Source organism: Methanomassiliicoccus sp. (genome assembly GCA_012719175.1).
Taxonomy (GTDB): domain Archaea; phylum Thermoplasmatota; class Thermoplasmata; order Methanomassiliicoccales; family Methanomassiliicoccaceae; genus UBA6.
In genome coordinates, this window is the sequence record JAAYAX010000005.1 from 82,870 (window position 1) to 107,772 (window position 24,903).

Annotated in this window: 21 protein-coding genes and 1 tRNA gene; 7 read left to right on the forward strand and 15 right to left on the reverse strand. The window is 59.6% G+C overall.

What is annotated here, in order from left to right; translation table 11 throughout:
• Positions 1-91 precede the first annotated feature (91 nt).
• On the forward strand, positions 92-1,228 hold the full coding sequence (locus tag GXX95_03975) for a tyrosine-type recombinase/integrase (GenBank protein NLT37302.1): 1,137 nt from the start codon (positions 92-94) through the stop codon (positions 1,226-1,228).
• On the opposite strand, the gene GXX95_03980 is transcribed toward GXX95_03975, so the two are convergent.
• From GXX95_03980 to GXX95_04010, 7 genes are all read right to left on the reverse strand, one after another.
• A tRNA-Pro gene (locus GXX95_03980) sits at positions 1,229-1,304 on the reverse strand.
• Between the two features lie 38 nt (positions 1,305-1,342).
• Entirely contained in the window at positions 1,343-1,534 is a 192-nt protein-coding gene (locus GXX95_03985) for a DNA-directed RNA polymerase subunit N (protein NLT37303.1), read from the reverse strand.
• A gap of 4 nt (positions 1,535-1,538) precedes the next feature.
• Positions 1,539-1,940: a 30S ribosomal protein S9 gene (locus GXX95_03990; GenBank protein NLT37304.1), complete on the reverse strand. Its 402-nt coding sequence runs from the start codon at positions 1,938-1,940 to the stop codon at positions 1,539-1,541.
• Between the two features lie 5 nt (positions 1,941-1,945).
• On the reverse strand, positions 1,946-2,365 hold the full coding sequence (locus GXX95_03995; GenBank protein ID NLT37305.1) for a 50S ribosomal protein L13: 420 nt from the start codon (positions 2,363-2,365) through the stop codon (positions 1,946-1,948).
• Between the two features lie 5 nt (positions 2,366-2,370).
• On the reverse strand, positions 2,371-2,733 hold the full coding sequence (locus GXX95_04000; GenBank protein NLT37306.1) for a 50S ribosomal protein L18e: 363 nt from the start codon (positions 2,731-2,733) through the stop codon (positions 2,371-2,373).
• Between the two features lie 92 nt (positions 2,734-2,825).
• Entirely contained in the window at positions 2,826-7,337 is a 4,512-nt protein-coding gene (locus GXX95_04005) for a DUF4011 domain-containing protein (protein ID NLT37307.1), read from the reverse strand.
• A gap of 73 nt (positions 7,338-7,410) precedes the next feature.
• Positions 7,411-12,267, reverse strand: coding sequence for a DUF4011 domain-containing protein (locus tag GXX95_04010; GenBank protein NLT37308.1), 4,857 nt, complete (start codon positions 12,265-12,267; stop codon positions 7,411-7,413).
• A 173-nt stretch (positions 12,268-12,440) separates the two neighbouring features.
• Between GXX95_04010 and GXX95_04015 the strand changes: the two genes are divergently transcribed.
• Both GXX95_04015 and GXX95_04020 read left to right on the forward strand, forming a co-directional pair.
• Complete coding sequence (locus GXX95_04015; GenBank protein ID NLT37309.1) at positions 12,441-13,727, forward strand: TIM barrel protein; 1,287 nt, start codon at positions 12,441-12,443, stop codon at positions 13,725-13,727.
• Between the two features lie 35 nt (positions 13,728-13,762).
• The gene (locus tag GXX95_04020) at positions 13,763-14,269 is read left to right on the forward strand and encodes an SIS domain-containing protein (GenBank protein ID NLT37310.1); all 507 of its coding nucleotides are present in this window, start codon (positions 13,763-13,765) and stop codon (positions 14,267-14,269) included.
• A 76-nt stretch (positions 14,270-14,345) separates the two neighbouring features.
• Here GXX95_04020 and GXX95_04025 read toward each other — a convergent pair whose 3' ends face one another.
• The 4 genes from GXX95_04025 to GXX95_04040 all read right to left on the reverse strand — a co-directional run bounded on the left by GXX95_04025 (position 14,346) and on the right by GXX95_04040 (position 16,641).
• Positions 14,346-15,029, reverse strand: a complete 684-nt coding sequence (locus tag GXX95_04025; protein ID NLT37311.1) for a hypothetical protein — start codon at positions 15,027-15,029, stop codon at positions 14,346-14,348.
• Positions 15,026-15,535, reverse strand: coding sequence for a ubiquitin-conjugating enzyme E2 (locus tag GXX95_04030; protein NLT37312.1), 510 nt, complete (start codon positions 15,533-15,535; stop codon positions 15,026-15,028). Before GXX95_04030 ends, GXX95_04025 begins: the two co-directional genes overlap by 4 nt.
• A complete protein-coding gene (locus tag GXX95_04035; protein ID NLT37313.1) occupies positions 15,519-15,776 on the reverse strand; it encodes a hypothetical protein in 258 nt (85 codons plus the stop codon). Before GXX95_04035 ends, GXX95_04030 begins: the two co-directional genes overlap by 17 nt.
• Before the next feature lie 70 nt (positions 15,777-15,846).
• Positions 15,847-16,641, reverse strand: coding sequence for a ThiF family adenylyltransferase (locus GXX95_04040; protein NLT37314.1), 795 nt, complete (start codon positions 16,639-16,641; stop codon positions 15,847-15,849).
• 196 nt (positions 16,642-16,837) lie between these two features.
• On the opposite strand from GXX95_04040, the gene GXX95_04045 reads away from it, so the two are divergent.
• From GXX95_04045 to GXX95_04060, 4 genes are read left to right on the forward strand one after another with little or no spacing between them, the layout of a single operon-like run.
• Positions 16,838-17,275: a response regulator gene (locus GXX95_04045; GenBank protein NLT37315.1), complete on the forward strand. Its 438-nt coding sequence runs from the start codon at positions 16,838-16,840 to the stop codon at positions 17,273-17,275.
• A gap of 40 nt (positions 17,276-17,315) precedes the next feature.
• A complete protein-coding gene (locus tag GXX95_04050) occupies positions 17,316-18,443 on the forward strand; it encodes a tryptophan--tRNA ligase (GenBank protein NLT37316.1) in 1,128 nt (375 codons plus the stop codon).
• 22 nt (positions 18,444-18,465) lie between these two features.
• Positions 18,466-18,822 carry a tRNA (N6-threonylcarbamoyladenosine(37)-N6)-methyltransferase TrmO gene (gene tsaA, locus GXX95_04055; protein ID NLT37317.1) on the forward strand — a complete coding sequence of 119 codons (357 nt, stop codon included), beginning with the start codon at positions 18,466-18,468 and terminating at the stop codon, positions 18,820-18,822.
• 25 nt (positions 18,823-18,847) lie between these two features.
• Positions 18,848-20,368 (forward strand): phenylalanine--tRNA ligase subunit alpha, encoded by a 1,521-nt coding sequence (locus GXX95_04060; GenBank protein ID NLT37318.1) that lies wholly within the window; start codon positions 18,848-18,850, stop codon positions 20,366-20,368.
• Here GXX95_04060 and GXX95_04065 read toward each other — a convergent pair.
• The 4 genes from GXX95_04065 to GXX95_04080 form a co-directional block, all read right to left on the reverse strand.
• Complete coding sequence (locus tag GXX95_04065) at positions 20,346-21,623, reverse strand: tetratricopeptide repeat protein (GenBank protein ID NLT37319.1); 1,278 nt, start codon at positions 21,621-21,623, stop codon at positions 20,346-20,348. The two genes, GXX95_04060 and GXX95_04065, sit on opposite strands and share 23 nt — an antisense overlap.
• A 76-nt stretch (positions 21,624-21,699) precedes the next feature.
• On the reverse strand, positions 21,700-22,980 hold the full coding sequence (locus tag GXX95_04070; protein ID NLT37320.1) for a tetratricopeptide repeat protein: 1,281 nt from the start codon (positions 22,978-22,980) through the stop codon (positions 21,700-21,702).
• Between the two features lie 75 nt (positions 22,981-23,055).
• The gene (locus tag GXX95_04075) at positions 23,056-23,439 is read right to left on the reverse strand and encodes a pyridoxamine 5'-phosphate oxidase family protein (protein ID NLT37321.1); all 384 of its coding nucleotides are present in this window, start codon (positions 23,437-23,439) and stop codon (positions 23,056-23,058) included.
• A 79-nt stretch (positions 23,440-23,518) separates the two neighbouring features.
• Positions 23,519-24,835, reverse strand: coding sequence for a PAS domain S-box protein (locus tag GXX95_04080; protein ID NLT37322.1), 1,317 nt, complete (start codon positions 24,833-24,835; stop codon positions 23,519-23,521).
• Between the last annotated feature and the right edge of the window lie 68 nt (positions 24,836-24,903).

Below are 24,903 nucleotides of genomic sequence, written 5' to 3' on the forward strand. Positions count from 1 at the left end.
TAAACAGCCTGGTGAATAACTATGGCCCACAAGCTGTTAACGATAAGCCAGATGACGAATTTTCTGCCCTAATTAACAACTTTGCAGGTTGGTGAGCAATATCTCTACGCTCTCCTCCGAACAGGCTAAGGATAACCTCCACGATACTGTAGGCGAGGTAAAACCTCATGCGAAACGCAGAGGACGCCTCAAGAGGACCGACATCAAGGAGGTTTTGTCCTTGCGGCTAGGGAGGTATCCCTTCCGCGGGGGTATAGACCGATATATAGAGAGCAGGAAAGGTTCGTGGAACACAAAAACAACAAAAAAGGAAGAGCGGAGAAAGTTGGAACAGATTGGAAAGGAACTCGAAGCCCTGAAGGCCCAAGGACGAATATCGACCACAGACCCCAGACATCTAACGAGGTCGGATGTCCAGGAATATATGGTCGAATTACGTAAGGTCGATCCATCGTTCCAAAACAAACAGATAGGGCGTCTGAAGAGGTATATGGCATTCTACAAGAACCACGTTATCGAGGAAATGAAGAACGAGGGTTTTAGGATGCCTAAGACTCCTAGGAAGCCAATCCGGGCACTGTCGGAAGATGAGCTATACGCAGTCTTCGGTTGTCTGGACGAATTAAAAAGGTGGCCCGGTTCGGTGGCCCGTGGGTTGATGGCGCTTTCGTTCGCCACCGGCCGACGGCCGTCAGAACTTCGCCTGGCCCATATGGAAGACCTAAACCTGAGGAAGCGAACGTTCTTTGTACGCTACCCAAAGGGTGAGGGCAACTGGGCTAGTCCCGAGGAGGTGGGCATTATCCGCGAGGACATGGTCCCCCTTATCGAGAGGTACGTTCGAGAGCGAGCTGCCCACCTTCAGAAAAAGAAGGCCGCTAACGCGATCGCTCTTTTCCCAAACACCCTTAGCACAAATGGGTTCTACTCCGCGAATCGATTCAACCAGATAAAGCACAAGGTCGAGGTACTGTCGGGGGTGGACTTCAAATTGAAGGACTTTCGCTCGACCCTTACGACCATCACCATCAACGGTGATATGAGCCGGGTTATCGGCATGTCGGTCCAATTGGGGCATATGGATCCCAACACGACGCTAAAGTCCTACAATAGGATAGAACGAAGCGTCGCCAGGAAGAGACTCAAGGACGTTTGGAGGGAGAGCCCGATAATGGTGTCAAAAACCCCCTCTATTGAAAATCGTTTTGAAATGACTGGATATGGATAGTGGTGGGTCTGTCCGAATTTGAATCGGAGTCACCAGCACCCCAAGCTGGAAGGATACCAAGCTACCCCACAGACCCGTGGATAAAGGGGTTATAGTGAAGGGGTTTATTAACTTTCAGCCCAGCGGGATGACCTCGTCGACGAGGTCCGCGTGCGCTACGATCATGCGGCGGCAGCAGTAGCGCTGCAGTCCGAGGTCGTCCAGGACCTGTTGGGGGTCCTCGCCCAGTTGCACCCGCTTGAGGTACGTCTGATAAACGCCCCCGATGACCTTGCCGCACGTGAAGCATCTTACTGGGATGATCATTTGCTCACCTGTAGGACTTCTGCCTCTTCTTCCTCGCGCCGCGACCCAGAGGCTTCTTGGGAAGCTTCCTGCGGGGATCGCTGATGAGCAGGGAACGGTCGTAGTCCTTGAAGAGCCTTTCTAGTTCCTCATCCTTGAGGAAGTCCACCAGGCCCTTGGCGATCGCCGTGCGCGACGCTTCCGCCTGGCCCATGAAGCCACCTCCCTGGACGTTCACCGAGACGTCGACCTTGGAGGCCTTGTCTCCGGCTAGGACCATCGGCTCCATGATCTTGAGGCGAACGATCTCAGGAGCTAAGATCTCGATCGGGACGTTGTTGATCCTGACCCTGCCGCTGCCCTCGCTGACGACGCACCGGGCCACAGCCTCCTTCCTCTTGCCGCTGGTATTTGCAACTTCTGCCATGTTGTTCACCTCAACCTCGATCCGAGGTGCTCTGCTACCTCTCCCAGGGTGACATACTTGTCCGTCCACAGGTTGGTCGCGGTCTCGATCCTCTCCATCTTCGCGGTCGCCATGTCCTTGGGCACGCCCACGAACACCTTCAGGTTCCTGTACACATCCCTGCCGCGGGAGGTCTTGTAGGGGATCATTCCCCTTACTGTCCTCTTCAGGATCAGGTCGGCCCTCTTAGGGAAGAACGGACCGTTGATCTGCTTGCCTCGCTTGTACTTGGCAGTGTAGTTCTCGAACACCACGGCCCTGTTACCGGTGATGACGGCCTTCTCGGCGTTCACCACGATGATCTCCTCGCCATTCAGCAGGCGCTTGGCCACGTTGGTGCTGAGGCGTCCCAGGATGTGCCCTTCTGCATTGATGACAGCTACCATTTGGCTCACCCCATGATCCTGACGCCATTGCCCGTGGGGTTATCGGCGACCAGCTCGGTTATGGACATCCTCTTCCCGCCGGCCTCATCTATGGCCTTGGCGGCCGACTCCGAGAACCGGAACGCCGCTACCGTAACCTTCTTTTTGAGGCTTCCAGCGCCGAGTACCTTTCCGGCGACGACGATGACGTCGCCCTCGTTCGCGTATCTCTCCAACTTGCTCAGGTTGACCTCGGCCCAGCTGCGGCTGGGCTTCTCCAAGCGCTGAGCAATGTCTCGCCAGATGGCGGTCTCCCTCTCCCGGGACTCCCTCTTCAGATCGTTGATGAGGGCCACCAGGTTGGGGTCCGTTTTTCGTATATGTTTCATTCTGACTCCCTCGACATTGAGCAGAGCCTCTAATAGGCAGGGGTTTAATAAACTTTCCCAGCAACAGGAACGCTCCCGATAAGCCCTATGGCCTACAGGGGCCTACGAAAGGAGTCGGATCCCGCAGAAGATAGATAACCGGCCGCCACCAAGCGTCTGAGAGCATCATCGACCCTTTTCATATCCGACTCCGACAGCCTATCATGGCGGTAGAAGCGTGTCACCCTGTCGAAGAGCTCCCTCTTGGCGATCATAACATCGCTACCCATCACATACAGCGCGGCCTCCCCCAGTTCCTCCGGGGCCACGCGGGCGAGCACCACTGCCTCCGCCCCCCGGGGCCCCCTCACAGGAGGTCGAGACATGCCCACTGGCCAGACGAAGTCCCCTCTGGCCACGACCACCTTCTCTGCGATCATCTCGTTAAGGACGGCATCGAACGTGTCCCCGGACACCTCCCCCATGCCGGACCTTCCTAAAGAGATTCTCAGGCCCGGTCGATCCACGGGCCCCTCGATCCTCACCAGGTCCACCAAGGCGGTCCTCAGCAGCGACCGGCCCTCAAGCTCATCCCCCTTGGTGTCCTGAGATGCCCCCTCGTTCCCTGGGGGGGCACACCGGGAGGCGTTGATCCTAGCGATCTCCGCCCTGATCCTCTCCAGCTCCCGGCCTCTGTGGTCCACCCAATCGCGGGACCACAGATGATGGATGTTCCAGCCCAGCCCCTTCAGGACCATGTCTCGCAAACGGTCACGGTCCCTCGCGGTCATGCCTGAACGGTAGGAGTCGCCGTCGCACACTATGCCCAGCAGAAATGATCCCGGTCTTGAGGGATCCTCAACGGCGAGATCTATGCGGTAGCTGGAGCATCCGATATGCTTCTGCACCTTCCAACCCTCACCGGTCAGAGCGTTGTGGACGTCGTCCTCCAGCTCCGTACCGAACGTGAGCCTTTGCACCCTCTCCGGAGCCCCCGGGAGCGTGGTCCTGCTGTCCCCGCTGGCCGCGTAGGCGATGTAGTCCCTCAACATTCTCGCCCCCTGGCTCATCGAGCCGTCCACGTCCTCAGGTCCGATGGACGCCACCAGCTTGATATGCATCCTCGCCCGGGTGATGGCGACGTTGAGCCTTCTCTCCCCCCCTGCAGTGTTGAGGGGCCCATAGTTCTGGTGCATCCTGCCCTGGGGGTCCCTCCCGTAACCGACGGAGAAGATCATCACGTCACGCTCGTCGCCCTGAACGCTCTCCAGGTTCTTCACGAAGAACTCCTCGTCCCCATCCTCGGCGAAGTGGGCTTCGAACTCTGGCCTCTCTCGGCGGAGGTCGTCGATGACATCGATAATGGCCATCTGCTGTGCCTCGCTGAAGGCGATCACCCCCAGAGACCTTTCGGGAGTGCGGGCGAAATGCTCGAACACCAGCTCGGCCACCTTCCTTGCCTCCACGGGATTGGTCCGGCTGCCGCCCCTCTCGTACACTCCATCGGTCACACGAACGAAGCTGACGCCCCATTCCCCTGCCTCATGTCCGGCCGAGGGGAAGGTGTTCAGTAAACCGTCGTACATGCGCTGGTTGGAGAAGGCGATGAGCGACTCGTGCCGGCTGCGGTAGTGCCACAGGAGCATGTGCTGCTTGATGTTGAGGGCGGTGCACTCGTCCAGGATGCTCTCGAGGTCCTCCAGTTCCTCGTCCTCTGCCTCTCCCGCCTCGCTCCTGAAGAAGGAAGTGGGAGGAAGCTGCTTGCTGTCCCCTACTACTATGGTCTGGCCCCCTCTCATGATAGAGCCCACGGCATCCTCTGGCCGCACCTGTGAGGCCTCGTCGAAGACCACCATGTCGAACCTCACCACGGCCGGGTCAAGGAACTGGCTCACCGATAGGGGGCTCATGAGGAGGCAGGGTTTCAGCTTCAGGATGATGTCCGGGCACTGCTGGAAAAGCTGGCGGACCTGCTTGAACCTCTTCTTCTTTGCCAGCTCCCGCTTCAAGACGGCTAGCTCGCTACCCTTCTCCGCCTGCGCGCTCAGAGCCAGCTCAATCCCCGCGGCCAGCTTGGCCCTGAGCCTCGTCTGGGCGATCGCCATCTGTCTCTCGTCCAACTCCCGGAAGCGGCCGATGGCGTCCTCACGGTCCTCGCCCCGGAAGTCACGAAGGCGAGAATCCAAGGAACAGACGTGCTCGAACCATAGGCGGTAGGACCGCTTCTCGAACGCGGCCACAATGTCCCCTCCCGGAAGGTCTCCGTCCCTCCCGATCCGGAACAGGTCGGCTATGCCCTGCTCCCGGCACGCCCTCTCCAGGGAGGCCGCCTCCAGCCACTCCCTCATCGACGGCAGGTCCGCGAGATGACGCTCTGCGAACAGGGTAAGCTCCTCGAAGCTCCTGTCCTGCGTCCTGGCCCTGCCCTGAAGCTCGAAGTAGCGCTGCATCTCGCCCAGAGAGCGGGACAGGTCCGCCGCGGCAGCATCGCCCTCCTGGGCTGTGGTCTCCAGCTTCCTTCCCGGCCCGGAGGGATCGCACAGGGCCTGTACCAACGGCGACGGGAGAGGAGTAGGGAGTCCTATGACATAATCAGCGGTCCACGTGAGGCTGTTCCTCAGGTCGCCCCAGTCAGTGCTGGGCCCGCGGAACCGAGGTCCGAGGTTGCCTGCCGCGGACGCCTCCCTGGACTCCAGCTCTCGGGACCGCTCCTCCATGGACACCAGACGGCGGAGGTCGGACACGATCTCACCATGATCGGGCCTGCGGCCGTCCCTACGTTGTTGCAGAACGAGGGCACGATCGGCCTTGAACCGCGAGCTAAGGGAGCGGAGCATACCCCTGTGCTCGGCCTCGAACCGGTAGAGGAGGCCCCGGGCATCCAGGGTCCGGACCTCCTCGTGGTAGCGCTCTCTGAGCCACCTCTGATCATCATCCTTCTGGCGGTATGCCCTCTGCAGCAGTTCACACTCCTGTAAGAGGGCAGCCGCCCTTCCCGGCGCCAGCCAGGACTCCATGGGGTAGGGGGTGGAGCCGGTCCTGTGGAGCAGGGACAGCAGCTTCTGGCCCTCGGCAAGGGATCGGGGGGGCTCCATGCCCACGGCCGCGCCCGCCCCGGAGGTGATCTCCTGCACCCTGTGCACTCCGTCCTTGAGCCCCCTCAAGGCCGAGGCCACGGCCACCTCTTCCCCGGCCTTCCAGCCGTCTGTGCGCAGGTCCCTCCAGGTGTGAACATCCATCCTCTCTACCAGGGCCCGCTGGGCCTGGACCTTGCCTACCAGCCGCAGGCGTGCCTCGAGATCCTCGGGGCGCATGGAGGCTACATCGGGGATGGCGATGGTCAGGTCCGGAGCCTCGTGCAGGGTGGCCAATCTGGAGAGGACCTGGAACGCCGAGCGGCCCAGGGGACCGCGCACGATGTGGAGTGCGTTCACGTACCCGTTGATCTCATCGCGCACCAGCTCCAGCCTTCTCAGGTCGTCCACGTTCACCGGAGGTACTGGAGCGGGCATCATGCAGCGGCGAAGCTCCTCCACCACCGCGGTCTTGCTGGACTTCTGGCTGTGGATCTCCAGGGTGTAATCGCCCAGCCCCTTGTCCTCCAGACGGCCCTTGACCACCTCCAGGGCGGCCATCTTCTCGGACACGAACAGAACCCGCTTGTCCTGCGCCAGGGCCTCGGCGATAATGTTGCTGATGGTCTGGCTCTTCCCGGTTCCGGGAGGGCCCTGCAGGACGAAACTGATACCCCGCTTGGCCATCTCTATGGCCTCCTGCTGCGAGGAATCGGCATCGAGGATCTGGAAGGAGTCGGCGGGGCGCACCATGGCGTCCATGCGATCGGCCCGGGGATGGTCGGGCAGGGCCGGGAGAAGCGATGGATCGCCTGCCAGCGCATTGATGAACGGATGCTTGGCCAACCTCTCGTGCTCCACCAGCAGCTCCTGGTACATGCTGAGCTTGGCGAAGGAGAACAGGCCGAGATGGGCGCTGGCCTCCACCTCCCATTTAGGGGCGACAGAGATGGACGCCCTGACCCTATCCAGGAACCCGTCCAGGGAGGTGAGCTCCTCCGGCCACTCTGGGAGGGTGATCGAAAGATCGACCTTCAGCTTGTATGCCAGGTTGGGATTGACGACGATATCTTCATCGATGGCCCGGACGCGAAAGGGCACCAGCGGCCCCTCCTTGACCAGCTCCACGGGCACCAGGACCAATGGTGACATCAGCTCCTGGGACCTGTCCTTAGGATCGTACCATGTGATCATGCCCAAGGCCAGGAAGAGGATGTTCACCCCCTGTTCCTGAATGGACCCGCGGGCCCGCAGACGCATCCTCTTCAGGGTGGCGTCCATGCCTCGGGGATCATGAGGTACCCATAACCGGTCCGCGGCCAGTGGTTGCTGAGCTAGGTTACCAGGGCTCTCCTTCACCATCTCATCTAAGGAGATCATACGGCCTTTGACCACGAGCTCCTCGAAGACCGTCGAGGCCTGCGGCGCGATGATACGCACCGCTGAGCGGGGCTGGAAATTGAGGAGACGGTTCCTTAGGCTCATATCCAGGAGCTCCTCCCGCCATCTCTGGATCTTCTGTTCCAACGTTGATGCTGGCCGTGGGATCATTGCTTACCTCGAAGGAAGGCGCGGTCCTGGAGAAAAAGGTATGGACCGCTGGAAGGTGGTTCAGCCCTCAGCTTCAGCTCCCCTCTTTGAAGCCATCTAGGTCATCCATGCGTCCATCGTCGATATCTTTGGCCTTCCTCGTCCTGCTCGGGGCGACGGTGGCCAGTGTCCTCTCGACCCGTTTCTTGATGGCAGCGGTAGGCCTCTTGTAGCCCAGGAGGTCGGAGACATCGTTCACCACCCTTTTCACCCTGATGTTGGGGGTCCTGGCGGTTATCATCCTCACCATGGCCTCCATCTCAGCATCGCACACATGATCGATGTCGCGCCGTGGTGAGTAACAGCGCCGGGGGCGCAGAGTCCTGAGGTCCGCGGGCCACAAGAAGTCGCCCTCTATCCTGATCCTGCTCTCTTCCTCCAGACCGCCGATCGCCGGCCGTATAAGCCTGTCCACGTTTGAGGGGCGCTTCCCTGTGGAGACCGCGACCAGCTCCTTGACCCGGTCCCGGACGACGGTCATATGGACCGGACCTTCCTCCTCGACCACCCTGATGGCCGCCTCCCGCATCGCCGCTTCTTGGTCCTGCGCAAATAGGTAGACCAGGGACGGGTCCTCATGCAGCCGGGCCCGGGAATAGATCGCGCACAGGTCCCTCAGGGGCTCGTCCGGGGCCATTAGCCCCTGGCTTACGGCCCTGGTGTCCGGCTCGGCGGCGATGGCGGCGGGCACCTCATCCACAATGAGCTCGGTCTCCTCCGAGGCGCTGTTAAAGGAGATGGACCCGCCCTCAGCGGATAGGTCGACCTCTTCCGCGGCCGACAGGGACGTCATTACGGTACCGTCCACCTCCGGATCGGCAGAGCTCCAGCCTCCGCCCGCGATGCCGTCATCGACGGTCAAGGTGTTAGGTGCATCGGACGCCCCGGCCATATCCACCACTGACAGCGAGGCCACCAGGACCTCTAGTGGTCTCATCTCCTCATCGGCCTCCTTCTCCGCGTGCGCAGTCCTGCTCATCTCCACGGCGGCCACGATCCGCTCCACCTCCGCCTGGGGGTTGCTTAGCCAATCCTGGGACCAGAGGCGGTGGAGTATCCAACCTAAGTTGGTGAGGACCTCCTGCCGGAGCCGATCCCGGTCCCTGGCGCCTCCTGCCTTGCGGTAGGACCGGCCGTCAGTAAGGATGCCCAGAAGGTATCTTCCAGGATGCTCATCATCGACTATGGCCAGATCGACCTTGCCGGAGGACATCCCCACATCCCTCTCCACCTTCAGGCCGCGCTCCTCCAACCGCTCACGGACGTCGTCCGCGATGGGGTCCCGTGCGCCCGAACTCGCTCCATTCTCCACTTCGTGCCCGGGCCATGCGGCGTATTCTAGATAATCCCTTAGCACGTCCCTTCCATTGGCATCAGTCTCGATCTCCTCCGGCAGCAGCGAGGAGACGAGCTTGATGTGCTTCCTCGCCCGAGTGACGGCGACGTTCAGGCGCCTCCTGCCCATCTCGCCTTTGAGCAGGCCCAAGCTCCTGAACATCCTGCCCGATCGGTCCTTACAGTGGCCCACGGAAATTATGATCACGTCCCTCTCGTCCCCCTGCACGGCATCCAGACTCTTGACGAAGAAGGACTCCTCCCTGGCGCGGGTGAGCAGAGGTGCCAGAGCGGGATCCTGGGCGGTCCTGCGCTCCAGCTCCGCCAGGATGGCCACCTGCTGGGTTTCGGTGAATGCCACCACTCCCAGGGAATCTCGGGAACGATGACCGACATGCTCCAGGACCAGGTCGACCACCTTCTTGGCCTCCGCCTCGCTGTGGTCGCACCTGCCCTCTTCTCCGATCGCCCCCGGCACGTGGACGAACGAAACGCCCAGGTCCTCCCGGTCCAACGTTGCTGACGGGTAGGTTATCAACCGTCCACCGTAGAATCTTTCGTTGGAGAACGCGAACAGCGACTCCTGCCGCGACCGGTAATGCCACAAGAGCGATCTCTGGGGCAGCGACCCCGAGCACGCGTCCATAATGCTCTCTCGACCCTCCGCTATCGCTCCCTCGGCACCCGTGGCCAGGTCCATCGGGGGCAGCTGCATGCTGTCCCCCACTACCACCACCTGCTTGGCGCGGAGCATGCTGGCTATCCCGTCCTCTACGCGCATCTGTGAGGCCTCATCAAGGATAAGCAGGTCGAAGAGGGCGGTGGTAGGGTCCAGAAGGGCGGTGACCGCCCGGGGGCTCATCATGAGGCAGGGCTTTATCGCAAGTATGTGGTCCAAGGCCGAGGCGAACAATCCCCCCAGGGACCCCCTCTGCCCAATGCCGGATACCTCACTCTTGGGTATGGAATGCTGTTCCTCGCTCTGCTCCGAGATGCTCCTGAAGGCATCACCGCGGTGCCTTTCGAGCGCCCGTCTGGTCTGCGAGGTGGCCGCCTCCAAACTATCGAGGTCCAGCTCTGCAAAGCGGGCCGCCCTGCGCTCATGGGTCTCCCGGTCGAAGAGCCGAAGCCTGTCGTCACGGGACAGAAGAAGGTCGTGCCACAGCATGAGGTGCCGCTTGCGAACTCCCTCCCAAGTGCTCTCCGGAGAAAGCTTTCCGGCCGAGGCTAATATCAAGAGGTCCTCCAATCCGCTCTCCCGCGCCTCCTTCTGTATCCGCACCACCTCTGTCCACTCCTGGAAGGAGGTGGCGTGATCAAGATGGTTCTGGGCCCAGTCGTTCAGCTCCTGGAACGGCACCTCGCTGACGCTCCTACCGTTCATCAATGGGCTCAGGTCGAAACGTTCCCTTACCGCCGAAACGGCCGTGGACAGGCGCTGTGCGGCCTCGTCCAGGGAGTCGATCTTGGTCTTGAGGCCCTCGAGGGCGTCGGGACCGGAACACAGGAGGCGCGTGATGCCGGGGGTCTGTGGGACCCCGTTCTTGGCGCGGTACTCGCGCGTCCACTCGATGGCCTTGACGGTCTTGGCCCAGTCCGTCTTGTCCCCTTGGAAGTGCCTTCCCAGACGCTCGGCGCAATCCCTCTCATCCTTCTGGATGTGGGAGATCAGGTCCGAGACCTCGACCAGCTCCTTGAGCTCGAAGCACGCCTGAGCATGCTTGAGCTTGCGGTTCCCCCGTTTCAGGCTCTCCAATGCCTTCATGTCCCTGCGGTAGTCGTGGTCGAAGAGCCTCGTGGTCATCTTGCTGCCCTGGAGGGCCCTCTCCTGCATACCCTTGAGGTCCAGGTCGAGGACCCCATCGCGGTACATCTGTTTCACCCAGGTCATCCTTTCCAGGCGCTGCCTGTATGATTCCTGGATGTCCTCCACGAGCTCCAGCAGGGGAGCGGGGTCGCTGATCAGCCAACTCTCCTCAGGATAGTGGGTGAGGTTGATCGCCCGGAGATGGTCGGTCAGCTCGTTGGTGCCCTTGAGGTCCCGGGGGACGGGAAGGTCATACTCCTCGCACAGGCTCTTAATGACCTCCTCGAGGCGGGTCCGGGAAAGCTTAAGGTCCGAAAGCCGGCGCATGATCTCCGACTGCGCGCTCAGCTGCCATTTCCCTACCTCGCAGTCCGCCCAGGGGTGCGTCTCGCTCGTTTCCAGCAGAGGAGCATACTTCTCCAAGTCCTTTACCAGAGGCTGCAGGGACTCCAGGTATCTGGCGCTCATCCTCTCCAGTCCGGGGAAGCCCAGGGAGACCTCCGCTACCGATCTCAGCTCGGTGAGGCGGGATAGAACCTCATGGAAGGACATTCCCAGGCCCTCCCTCACCTGATGGAGGGCTTCCACGTATCCGTCCAGCTGTTTGCGGCATTGCTCCATCTCCTCACGGGAGAAGGTCACCGTGGAGGAGGACGGGAGGGATGACAGGCATCTGCCGAGCTCGTCGGCCACTTCGCGGACGTCCCGCTGGGGGTCGTACAGATCGAGACAGTACCGACCCAAGCCTCTCGTCTCCATCCGTTTCCGGACCGTATCCAGAGCATACCTCTTCTCCGAAACGAAAAGGACCTTGCGTCCTCGCGCGATCTCCTCGGTGATCATGTTCACTATGGTCTGGCTCTTGCCAGTACCAGGGGGGCCCTGCAGCACGAAGCTGGTCCCGGAGAGCATCAGCGAGACCGCCTCCCTTTGGCTGGAATCCGCGTCCAGGACGCTGAACGCCTCCGCGTCGACCGCTTCCCTGGAGCCGGAGCACTCGTCCGGAGCGCCTTTGCCCTGGGCGATAACTCTTATCACCGGATGAGCGACCATCATGTCCTGGTACTTGGCGAACTCGTCGTGGACGGCCATATGGGGCAGCTCGAAAAGGCCCAGGTGTGCCGCCGACGTCACGTCCCAGCCTTTCCCCGTGAAAAGATCGCGCAACTCTTGGAAGTAACCATCCACGTCCACCACGCCCTCAGAGAGAGGGGGGAGGGACAGCGACATCTCTGTGCGCAGTTTATGCTCCAGGACAGGGTTGAGCAGGACCGGCCCGTCGGCCCACAGCTCGAAGTCCACCGAGGACGGTGGACGCGTGACGCGGACCGGTAATAAGAGCAAAGGGGAGCGTGCCCTCCTGCCCTGAGTGCCGTCACTCGACCACTCCAGGCTGCCCATGGCGAGGAACAGGACGCGGACGCCCTGGGCGTCTAGGACCTCCTGCGCCTTGGAGTACATCGACATGAGCGAACTGGAGACCTTGGCGTTTCCGACGGAGGAAGATAAGTGGAGGCACTCGATCGACCGCGAAGCATCGCCTTCCGAAGTCCCGAGGCGGACGACGAATGAGCCGTTACGAAGAGCGAGCTCACGGTATATCTCTGCGGGAGAGGTTCCGATCAGGCCCATGCAGGCAGTGCACCCCTCTCCCATGTCCACCAGCCTGTTCCTCAAGGTGATGTCGATAAGATCATTTCGTAAACTGGATATACGTTCGACTACAACATCCGCGCTCAGAGTGACCATCCCACCCAAGCGTCATGGGTTAATAGCGGAAAAATATTGCGCTGTCATTACCACGGCCTCTTAGCGTTATAAAGAAGGACTATTCCTGGCATTGATGTAGATAAATAGCAATTAAATATGCCCTCCCGCATTGCATTGTTCGTTCGGAACACACCGAGCGCATTGGTGCGATTATGATTCGATTTGGCCCAGCGGGCATTCCACTCTCTTGCAAGGGCAGGACCCTCCGTGATGGCATCGAGGACGTCCACGGGCTAGGCCTTAATGCCATGGAGGTCCAGATGGTGAGGGTCAACGTCATCGAGCGTTTCCCCGACGAAGAGGAGGTCGGGCTCACCCCCATGGACGTGGAGAGCGACCTCATCATGGAGATCGTCCGGACCAAGAACAAAAAGGAGGTCCGGCTCACTCAGCCTAAGGAGAAGATCAAGGAGGACGATACCCTCATCACCCTGGCATCAGGCATAGCGCAGAACTTCATGGAGCTCAAGGAGCTGGGCCGCATGGGTAAGGAGATGGATGTGCAGCTGTCCATGCACACCCCCTACTACATGGACCTCGCCAGCAACACCGAGCTGACGGCCCGCTGCATGGATAACATCCGGTGGGCCGGCACCATGACCGACCAGATGGACGGATGCCTGGTGGTGACGCACCTGGGGCTGGCGCCGAACAAGAGCAAGAAGCAGGCCAAGAAGAACATCACCGAGAACATCTCCTCCATCATGGACTGGTGGAAGGACAACGGCCTCAAGCCCCGTCTGGGTTTCGAGACCAGCGGCAGGCAGGAGGTGTTCGGCTCCTTGGACGAGGTTCTGGAGATGTGCGACGACATCGAGGGGACGGTACCTGTCATCAACTTCGCCCACGTGCATGCCCGGGATGAGGGCACTCTCCGGGAGCCACAGGATTTCGGCAAACTCCTGGATAAGGTCCGGGACTATATCGATGGTCACTTCTACACTCACTTTTCCGGTGTCGAGCACGAGGGAGGGAACGAGAAGAGGATCACCCCCATCAAGAAAGGGGACCTCAAGTTCGAGCCTCTGGCGGACTACCTTGCAGAGGAGAACCCGAACATCACCATCATATCCTCATCCCCATTGCTCGAGCATGACGCCATGTATATGAAGGTCATCTACGAGCGGGTCCTGACCAAGAGGGTGGCCAAGGAGACCAGGGGCAAGAAGTCCGATAAGGGCAAGGATGAGGACCCGGAACTTGACATAGATGAGGATGATGGGGTGGAGTACGACGTCGAGATCGATGAGGTGGAGGAGGACCAGGATGTTCTGGAGACCGCACCCCGACCCCGCGTAGAGAAGAAGGCTCCTGCAGAAAAGCAGACGCCAAGCGCCAAGCCCAAGAGCGAGAAGACGAAGCCGGCCGCCAAGCAGCCGGCAAAAGCGCCCGCCAAGGCCCCAGCCAAGCCTGCTACCTCCACCAAGAAGAAGCGGTGAACATGCAGGAATCCCTGTCATACATCATGAGGGAGATGCTCGAGGCCCTCTCCCGCGTGAGCCCCTCCGAGGTGGATGCGGCTATAGAGGCCTTCGCCGCGGCCAAGAAGATCTTCATCTATGGGGTGGGAAGGTCCGGCCTGGTGGGTCAGGCGTTCGCCGTCCGCCTGGTGCAGATGGGGTTCGATGTCCACTTCGTCGGTGACATGACCACTCCCTTCGTCAACAACACCGATGTCGTCATAATCGTCTCCAACACCGGGGAGACGATGTCCGTTGTCCAGACCGCCAACATCGTCCGCAGGGTGGGGGCCAAGGTCATCGGTGTGACCTCCAATCCAAACTCCAAGCTAGGGCATGCTTCGAACATCGTCCTGGAGGTGGGCCAGGTGAAGGACGAACAGAAGAAGCGGCTGGCCCCGCTGGGAACAATCTTCGAGGACGCGGCCCTGGTGATGTTCGACTCCATGGTGCCTATGATAATGGAGAGGATGGACCAGAACGAAGCTTCCCTGAGAAGGCGGCACGCCATCTGGGTGTGATGCGTCGAGAGGTATCCCGAAAACATCGCGCTCCGCATGACCCACCATGTAATTCCCGTGTCGCAGTGTCTACATCCTATAAACGATGCCAACAGCGCGTGCCGGTCACGGCTCCCGGGCATGGGGCATCCGCCGTCTGGCGCATGCGCACGGTGGTCCCGAAATAGGGGCTCTGAAACTCGTCCCAGTATATGGCGAACGGCCTCGATCTCACCTTTTCCTCCTCCAGGTAGAAGGCCTCTATCTCTTTGTTGACAGGGTCGATGACCACAGCCGAATGGCAGCGCATGTTGAACATCCCCCGCTGGGTCTGGACGTCTGTTGAGGACATGTAGCAATGGTAGGAGGGATGGGAATGGTACCATCCCACGATCACATATCGGAACCCGATGTCATCAAGGCAGGCGAACAGCTTCTCGAAGGCATTGGGATCGAAGCGTACGCTCACCTCGGTAGCGTCCAGATCAGTGGTGGCCACATCGCGCACCACCGCGTACTCCCTGCCCGCATATCGGAAGATTGACCCCAGCATCAGACCCATGACCTCCTTCCTCTCCTCCACGTGCATGATCGCGTGGTTGCGCATCTTCTCCTCCGCCACCTTGGAGATGTATAGCTCGAACCCCGTGGCCTCCTGAGAGCGGTACTCCGACTGGCACTTTTCGGTCAGCCACTTGTGGGCCTTGATGCGATTCTTGGAAGGAGGAGGCGCTTCGCGCACCTCCGCCTGCTGCTTCCCCACGATGATCGGATGGCTCATTCCCGACCCACCACCCTAGGCACAGGGGCGGAGAGCATGGGCGGCAACCTTCTCTCACCGTTGTTGAAATACTCCGCTGCCGCCGTGCAGCTGTCCGTTCCGAACGGGCTGCTGGGATTGGGGGTGGTGACCAGGGACTCCACTCCCTTTATGAACGAGATCATGGTGGAGTTGAAGCTCCAATCCTCCAGCAGCTTGGTGCAGACGTAGCCACCATCCTCGGGCATCATGATGTTGGGGTGGAATATCGGCGTCAGCCAGGCGATGTGCGGCTTGACGAACGGATAATCCCTGCCGATGCTGATGCGCAGGCGGTGGCTGTACCTCTGAACGACACGATCCCCCTCGACGCAGGGTCCGGGAACCTTCAGCAGCTCCACCTCTATATCGATGGGGAAGATGACCTCTCTGGAGCTGCGGAGATCGGGGGAGGAGGTGATGTACCTCGCGCACGCCCTGATCTCGTTCCGCAACCTTGCCAGCAGGATGTCAGAGGGGAGGGCCACTGTATCCGCCCTCGGGGTCAGGGATGAGCTCCAGTTCATCATTGTTCTGGATGCCTGCTTCCGACACCGTCTGTTGGCCCCTTAGAAGCTTCTTACCTCTCCGGATGACGTAGGCCCCAGCATCCTTTTCCCAATATCCTGCGGCCCCTTCTATGATCTCCTCCACGGTATTCTCCTGTTCTAGCTCCATGTCTACCGTCGACCCGCTCTCTGCGTTCCTTACTTTCACCCTGAAGGGCATATTATTCAACCAATTGTATAAAATTAGTTTATACACATAAAACTGACTGTTCTATGTAGTCTATTTGATATTATTCATGACCCATATGATGGAGCGGACAGAGGGGGTCGAAGGACGCCTCCAATACTTCCCAGGTGTTATGTAACCCATTGAGATGAAGGACGTTCCTGATGATCGAATCATCTCGACCGCTCACGATCTTGAGAGCCTCACGCACCTGTACCGCCGCCACCATGGCCGTGGTTGTGATCTCCGCTGCCATCTTTGGCTGGAAGTAGGTCATCTCTGTTCCAGTGCATGAGTTCCTTCGCTCTAATATCCTGTAGTGGCTGCGGTTGAGGCCGCACTGCAGGCAGGGAGTGGACGGGGGAAGTATGACCTGCACCCTGCCCGCATGTCCGTTGGTGCCACCATCGATGTACGGCATCATGTTGAAATACGAGAAGGAGTTGACATGTAGGCGCGCAGCCACATTATCCAGGCACCCTAGAACTATGCTATGCTCACCCCATGAATCTTCGGGAAGGTCCTCCACCTTTCCCACCACGGGATCGATATCCACGCTAGGATCCAGCTCCCGAACCCTCTCGGCGACCACCTCTGCTTTGGGCCTCCTTGCCTCGCTGTCACCTTCTCTGAAGAAGATGCAGCGGTTGAGGTTGGAACGCACCACATGGTCCATGTCCACCAAGGTTATCTTGCGGGCGCCGGACAGAATCAGGTCCTTTACCACCTCGTTGCCCAAGGCCCCAGCGCCGACCACCAGAAAACTGGAGGACCGCAACTTCTCCATGTCCATCCACTTGATGCGCCGGGAACGATCCCAGCGGTCCTCGTCCCCCTCTCTGGCCCGTATCACCGTCATCCCGGTTCCTGAGTAATAATATAATATATATAGTAATAATTATATAGTATTGTTTATCAATAATGATTGGGGGCTAAGTAGCTATAAAGACACCTCAGCGAATACTAATGTAAATAGCACTAGGGCTGACCGTAAGGAACGAACGCTCCCCAAATAAGATTAAAAAGCAGTCGCAAGGGCAAGGGAAAAATTGACGATGGACGATCCAGTTAGGCTGACGGCAAGGATACTGGTCATGGACGACGAGGAGAGCATCCTAGACGTGACCAGCGAGATCCTCCGCGTGTTCGGTTATGAAGTAGGGGTAGCTACCTCGGGAGAGATGGCCCTAAAGATGTACCAGGAGGCCATGGATGAGGGGAACCGCTACGACATTGTCATCATGGACCTGACCGTTCCCATGGGGATGGGAGGGGGCGAGGCCATAATAGAGCTTCTGAAGATCGATCCTCAGGCCAAAGCCATCGTCTCTACCGGCCTCGTGGATGAGCCCTTGGTCAAGAACTTCCGATCCTACGGCTTCGTGGGCATACTGCCCAAACCCTACCGCATGCAGGACCTGGAGAAGGTCGTCCGTGCCGCCCTGAGCGAGCCCAAGGAAAGAAGGGACACTACCGTCCCCAGAACAGAATAGGTTGATATATTCCCTGACCGCTTTGCCGGACGAGTTAGCAATGAACGAGGACTTCAAGGTGACGCCCTGGGAGGTTAGCGGTGAGATCGACTACGACCTTCTGGTGGAGAAGTTTGGTACCAAGAAGATCGATGCGGACCTCATCGACCGCCTGTCCCAATACGCAGAGCCGCACCCTCTGCTGAAAAGGGGCGTGGTGTACTCCCACCGGGACATGGAATGGATCCTGGACCGCTACGAAGCAGGAGAGCCTTTCTATCTATACACCGGCCGGGGACCTTCCGGTAACACTCACCTCGGTCACCTCATGCCATGGATATTCACCAAATACCTGCAGGACACCTTCAAAGTGCCCCTGTACTTCCAGCTCACTGACGACGAGAAATACCTCTTCAACGACAATCTCGAACTCCAGGACACCCGCGACATGGCCTACCAGAACCTCCTTGACGTCATCGCCCTGGGCTTCGAGCCTGAGCTGACCAGAATATTCATTGACACCGAGTTCATCCACTCCCTCTATCCGCTGGCGCTGAGAGTGGCCAAGCGCATCACCTTCTCCACCGCACGGGCGGTCTTCGGCTTCGACAATTCCAACAATATTGGGAGCATATTCTATACCAGCATTCAGTCCGCGCCCGCATTCCTGGGCTCTGTTCTCGCGGGCAAGAACGTCCCCTGCCTCATCCCCTGCGGGATCGACCAGGACCCCCATTTCCGGGTGGCCCGAGACATCGCGCCAACGCTCGGTTACTACAAACCAGCGCTTTTGCACAACAAGATGTTCCCCGGCCTGCAGGGCACGGACAAGATGTCCTCCTCCCAGCCCAACAGCACCATATACACCACCGACCCTCCCAAGCTGGTCCGCAAGAAGATCATGTCCGCTTTCACCGGGGGCGCGGTCTCGGTGGAGGAGCAGCGCAAGAGCGGCGGGAAGCCCGAGGTATGTTCCGTCTTCAAGTACAAGCTATACTTGTTCGAGAAGGACGACCAGAAGCTCGCCGAGCTCTATGATAAATGCAGGAAGGGGGAGATCCTGTGCGGCGAGTGCAAGAAGGGCCTTGCGGACGTCATAGTCCCGTTCATCGAAGAGCATCAGCGGAAGCGCGAGGAGGCTAAGGAGCGTGTCGAGGAGTTCATGTTACGGGACTGTGGGCGAGCTTAGACCGATCGGTATCGTTCGGTCTGTGATAGGAAACGTCAGCGAGATAGAGGTCTGCCCAGACCTGGAGGAAGGGCTCTACCGCCTTGACGATAACAAGGAGATACTGATACTCTTTTTTTTTGACAGGAGCGAAGGCTTCGACCTCAAGGTACACCCTCGCGGCGATCCCTCCGAACCCCTAGCGGGCGTCTTCGCCACCCGAAGCCCCCGGCGCCCCAACCAGATAGGTGTCACCTCCGTGCGACTACTGGGGGTAAGCGGCAATATCCTTACCGTCGAGGGTCTGGACGCATGGGAGGGGACACCGGTCCTGGACATAAAGCCGGTACGACGCCGGGATGAATTGCACATGGACAGGATCAGAGGAAAGACTAATTAGTCCAGAGTTTTTCTCGGTCCCTTATATGAACACCTCGGAGATCCTCGAGGGGCTGTCCGCCAACGAAGCCCGCCTGATGCTGGCACTGAACCGCCTCAACGGCCGCGCCGATCCGGAGGAGATCTTTAAAGCGGGAAGCTTCGGCCAGCTGGTCGAGGTGATGAACGCGGCATCCTGGTTGCAGTCCAAGGGCGCCTTGCAGATCTCAGAGGTGGCCAGGAAGGTCTACTCGCTTAAGTCCCGTGAGGCCATAGAGAAGGGGCTGCCGGAGCGCAGAGCGCTGCGGCTTCTGGACCAGAAAGGCGGAGAGATGGACATGAAGGACCTGTCCATGGCCGTCGGTAAGGAGGAGGTGTCCATCGCCCTGGGGTGGCTGAGGAAGAAGAACCTCGCCGCCATCCGCAAGGAGGGCGGCAGCACCATCATCACCATCACCGACAACGGGCGTAGCATGCTCGAGCGGGAGATGGACGATGAGCGCACCCTGGCAGCGCTGGCCGAGGGGGAGATGCCCGAGGACCGGCTGGACAAGGCCACTATAGCCTCGCTCAAGTCCCGACAGGACCTCGTGGTGGAGCGTTTGCTCATCGACCGTACGTTGGAGATGACGGCCTTAGGCAGGGAGCTGGTGGAGATGGGGCTGCAGGTCAAGGAGGAGGTCGCCCAGCTGACCCCGGAGCTCATCCAGACCGGAAAGTGGAGGGATGTCACCATACGCAAGTACGATGTACGCTCCTTCGCCCCGGCGATATATCCAGGTAAGAAGCATCCCCTGACCCGGGTCGCCGATGAGATACGCAAGATCTTCGTGGACATGGGATTCCAGGAGATCGACGAGGAGTACGTGCAGCCTGCCTTCTGGAACATGGACGCCCTGTTCACACCCCAGGACCACCCGGCGAGGGAGCTGCAGGATACCTTCTACCTCAAGAGGCCTGACCACCTGCAGCTGGAGGACGAGGCGATAATCGACCGCGTATGCGATATGCACGAGTGCGGAGGCGATACTGGCTCTCTGGGGTGGAGGTACAAGTGGTGCCGCGGGGAGTCGGAACGTGCGTTGCTGCGCACGCACACCACGGTCAACACCATCCGCCACCTGTGGAAGCACCCCCAGCCACCGGTCAAGGTGTTCTCCCTGAGCAAGGTGTTCAGGAACGAGTCCATCGATGCCACCCACCTCCCGGAGTTCGGGCAGATCGAAGGCATCGTCATGGAGGAGGACGCTTCCTTCGACATGCTGTGCGGCGTCATCAAGGAGTTCTATGGGCGCATGGGCTTCAAGGACATCCGCTTCCGGCCGGGCTACTTCCCCTACGTGGAGCCGGGACTGGAGGTGGAGGTGCGCTTCAAGAACAGCTGGATGGAGCTGGGCGGAGCGGGAGTGTTCCGCCCCGAGGTCACCGAACCCTTCGGAATTAAGCATCCGGTGCTGGCCTGGGGCCTGGGCTTCGAGAGGCTGGCCATGCTGCGCTGGAACCTCAAGGACCTTCGGGACCTGTACATCAGTGATGTGGACCTGCTCAGAACGTCCCCGTTAATTTAAGATTGTTGGCCTTCAGGGCGTACTCTAGGGACCTGTCGCGGTTGCCGATGCTGTAGTACATCTCCGAGATCTTGTTGTATAGCTCGGTCTGCTTGGTGTTCATGGCGTTGCGGCTGAGGGCGAACATGCGGAGGGCCTCGTCGTCCTCCCCCGTCTTCAGGGCGATGACCCCCAGCAGATAGTATGCCCGTGCCTCTTCCTCGGGCTCCTCGAACCTGCGACTCAACAGCCGCTCCAGGATCTCCCGGGGCTCGTGGTAATCACCGTTGCGGATCAGGGACTCCGCGATATGACACTCCAGGGCTGTGTTTATGTGATCATCGTACACCCCACGGGCGCGGATGAAGGCGCGGTAGGCGAGGGCGTACTCCTTCTTGTCCATGTTCAGGAGCCCCTCGATCATGTATCCGTCGAACCTCTCCGAGGGTATGCTGGACGCCTCCATGCACTTGCAGACGATGAGGCAGTACTCGTGCTTACCCACTCGGCGCGCGGTCTCCGCCTGCACATAATGGACCAGGCCGCTGTATCCCTTGGTGACATCGCGTATGTTGGACACCGCCTCCAGCAGGTCCTCGTCCGGTGATATGAGGAGCTCCTTGGCATGATGGAAGACCAGTATCTCCGCGTCCGCGAACCGCTTAGAGCACACCAGGTGGTAAAGCACCTCCTTGAGATCGTCCCAGTGGAGCCAGTAGTCGACAGCGAAGCTGTGGTAGTCCTTGAGCTTCTCGGGATCGGTGACGCTGACCACATATTCCTTGAGCTCCAGGGGCAGGTCCACCATCCCCCGCTCGTCCACCGGCAGGAGGGACGTGGCGATGTCCGGAAGTACCTCCCTCCGGAAGGGCTTACGGAACACGCAGGACATCGCCACCACCGGCTTGAACTTGTCATCGAGGGCGTCCCATAGCTCCGGGCCCTTGCATTTACGGATGTCCTGGAATGGGGTAAGGTCGATGGCATTGACATCCGCATACTGCATAATCTCCTTGGCCTTCTTCTCTCCCTGAGGGGTTAGGAAGTAGGCCTTCCTCTTGGTCCTCCCTTTCTTGATGTGGGACAGGCGCTCTGCGACATCCTTGGAGTCCTTGAGCTTCTTCAGCTCCAGAGCGGCATGGGCGCGGGAGATGCGGAGGGCGGCGGCGATGCCATCCTGGCTTATGTCTATAGGTACATCGTACGAATCGTGGTATTTCGTGTACTGCGACAAGTGGAAGATTATCCGTTCACCTACCGTCAACGATGCTGCCATCTATGCTCCCCTTGCTGAACAGGGAGCTTAATGACCTTGCATTATTTAGTGTTTAACCACGGACCAGCTTTTTCGCTCACATGGATACATTGGGGGTGTGCACCTTTTTTGCGCGCACCGCATATTCCTCGGCCTTCTCGGTCATTCCCATCAGCCCGTAGGCATCGGAGAGGCGAAGGTACAGCTCGCCATTCTCCTTGTTGCGGGCCGCTCCCCGGCTCTTGCTGAAGCATCGAACCGCCCCCTCGGCATCCCCGCAGCACAGGGATACCGTGCCCAGCTGAAAGAATATCCGCTCCAGCTGTTCCCCGTCCCCACCCCCCTGGGTCAGCAGCCTTTCCAGCAGCTCCTTGGCCTCAGTATGACGTCCCGCCCGTATGAGGGTATCGGAGAGCTCGCACTGTAGCTCGATCTCATTCGAGTCCACCATTTCCGCGGCCCGTTTCAGGAGGCCCACAGATCCATCGTGGTCTCCTTTCTCCCTCAGTACCAAGGCCTCTATTATCATGCCGTCATGACGTTCTTTGTCAGAAGACGAGCTACAAAGCTCCTTTGCCTTCACTAGCGCCAGCTCATGGTTCCCGGTCCGGCGGGCCACCTCCGCCTGTGCGTACAGCACCCGGCCGCGATAGCGCTCGTGATCGGTGGATACTGCCATCACTATGTCCAGAAGGTCCCTGTCGGGCATGCCCATGGACGCCGCTCCCTTGGAGGCCAGGAGCATCTCCGCCTCCCGCTTCCGGCCCGCTTTCATCAAGTGGTACAGTCTTTCACGGTACTGACCGAGAGGCAGCCAATAGTCTGCGGCCATGGAGTGGTACTGTCTGAGAAGGACCGGGGACACCTGCGTCGGCACGTAGGCACGCAGTTCCCCTGGCATGTCGACCATCCCTTCAGGACTGACGGGCAGAAGGGACACAGTGGTCTCGGGGAGAGCGTCCCTCCGGAACGGTCTACGGAACACGCAGGCCTGGGCCAGAACCCCCCTCTGCTCATCACTGAGTCCCTTCCATAGCTCTGGACCCTTGCACTTCTTTAGATCCAGGAACGGTTGGACGTCTATCCCCTCGCTGTCAGCGAACTGGCGGATCTTCCGGGCCCGCTCCTCCCCCGGGGATGTCAGGAAATATACCTTCCTCTTGGTCTTGCCCTTCTTGATGTGGACCAGCTTTTCCATCACCTCTCCCGTTTCCTTCAGCTTCTTAAGCTCTATGGCGGCATGGGCGCGGGAGATACGGAGGGCGGCCGCGATCCCGTCCTGGCTGACATCCAGCGGGGCGTCGTAGCTGTCGATGAATCTCGTATACTGTGCTAATTGCAGGACTATCCTTTCTCCTACGGTCAGGGAGCTGGACATGTAGGGTCGATAATTATTGGTATGTAAATATTTTATTACGTTATTTGTATATTACGTTAAAAATGTATGTTCATTCTAGGGGTGCGGAGGTTCCAGAGCATCAACCTCGGTGACATCGATGACTATGACCGCCTGGGGAGGAGGCAGGTCCATCCTGATGGACGAGGTGACGTCACAGGACAGCCCATAGGCGGACACATCGTCGTCGCGGTGCCCACGACCCTTGATCTGATATCCGTGTCCAGCATGGTCTTGGACCACCACCGCCACCTCCGGATGCCGGACCACGTTGTGTGACGTTCTCCCTTCCACGAGCTCCGCGTACATCAACCTCTCCTCATCCAGTACGGTAAGACTTCCTTTCAGGGCGACGTTGGGGATGCCTTCAGGGGACACCGTGGCCACCAGGGCCGGTCGGTTTCTCTTGATGAAATCGATGACATCTCTCTCCATCTTCAACGGACTATCACCATCAGAACAAGTGCATGGCCAGGTTAATAAAAAGGGGGGGAAGGTGTTTCCATCCTTTCGAATGAGTTCAACGGTTGTTGGGATCTCCGAACCTAAGAGCAGAGCTGAGAGTGCTCTTGATCTCGCTCAGGGACCTGCCCACCTCCTCGTCCGCCAGGTCACGCTCTGAGATGTTCTGGGTGACGAGGGCGGAGGCGCAGCGGTCGGCGACAACCTCCAAGAGCTTGGCATCGCGGTCGTTCTCGGTCTTGGGAGTGTCCCAGGCCACGAACAGCGTCCCGATGATGTCCGAGCCCTGCTTTATGGGCACGCCCAGGAGGGATTTGGCCCCCGAGCTCTTGAGGGCGCTGGAGACCTCTCCGTACTGGACGCTCTCCACGAACACCGCGCGGTCCTCCTTCACGATATTTCCAGGGAATTCCTCGCCCACGCTCACCTCAAGGTTCGTGGGGACGGCCTCCCCGAAGCCATAGCTGGCACGGCCGGTCATGTCGTCGCCCTTTCGGCTCATCACCATGGCGCCCTCGGCGCGAGTGACCTGCGCCAGGTTACGCAGGAGCGTCTCCAGGGTCTGCTGGGGTGCCGCGGCGTTGACGGGGATGGAGGACAGCTGCTTCAGCTCCGAGAGCTCCTCGCTCACCGAGGACAGCTGCTTCATAAGGTTCTCCTTGTCCTCCTGGGCCTTCCGCTTCTCAGTGATATCGCGGACCCTCTCCATCCGCGCCTCCTTGCCCTTGTACATGATGTCCCGCGACACGATCTCCACGGTGAGGGCCCTTCCGTCCTTGCGGTTGAGCATGACCTCGAATGTACCCTCCGCCGCCCCGGATAGCTGGGGGGATACCAGGCCGCGCAGGCCAGGAGTCACCAGGGAAGAGAGCGACATGCCGATGAGCTCACCGGTGTCGTAACCGGTCATGGTGGCATAGTGCTCGTTCACTTCCACGATCTTTCCCTCCTGAACTATGGCCAATCCCTCGAAGGCGGTCCCGATCATGTACTGGTTCCTTTCCTTGATCTCCTGAAGCTCCTTCTCTAGCTTCTCGGCTTTCTTCTTCTCCGTAAGGTCCTTTATGAGGGCGTAATAGTACTGTACCTTTCCATCCTTGTCGTTGGTCTGGCAGAGGATGACCTCCACAGGGGTCTTGGACCCGTCCTTGTTGAGCTGCCACTTCTCGTAGAACTGGGGTTGACCGGTCTTCCTCAGCTCCTCCATGGCCTGAGCCTCCCTGTCCTGGCACTCCGGCGGCGTTAGGTAAAGGACCCAGGGCATTCCTCGCAGCTCGTCCTCGGAATAGCCGCTGAGCTTGGTGAACGCCTCATTGAACGCCATGGTCTTTCCGTCGGGATAGCCGGCCACGAAGGGCATGGTCGATTTATCCATCGCATCTGCTAGCAGGTGTACGTATTCCCGAAGGACCTTCAGCTCCCTCTGGATGTTGGTTTCATGTT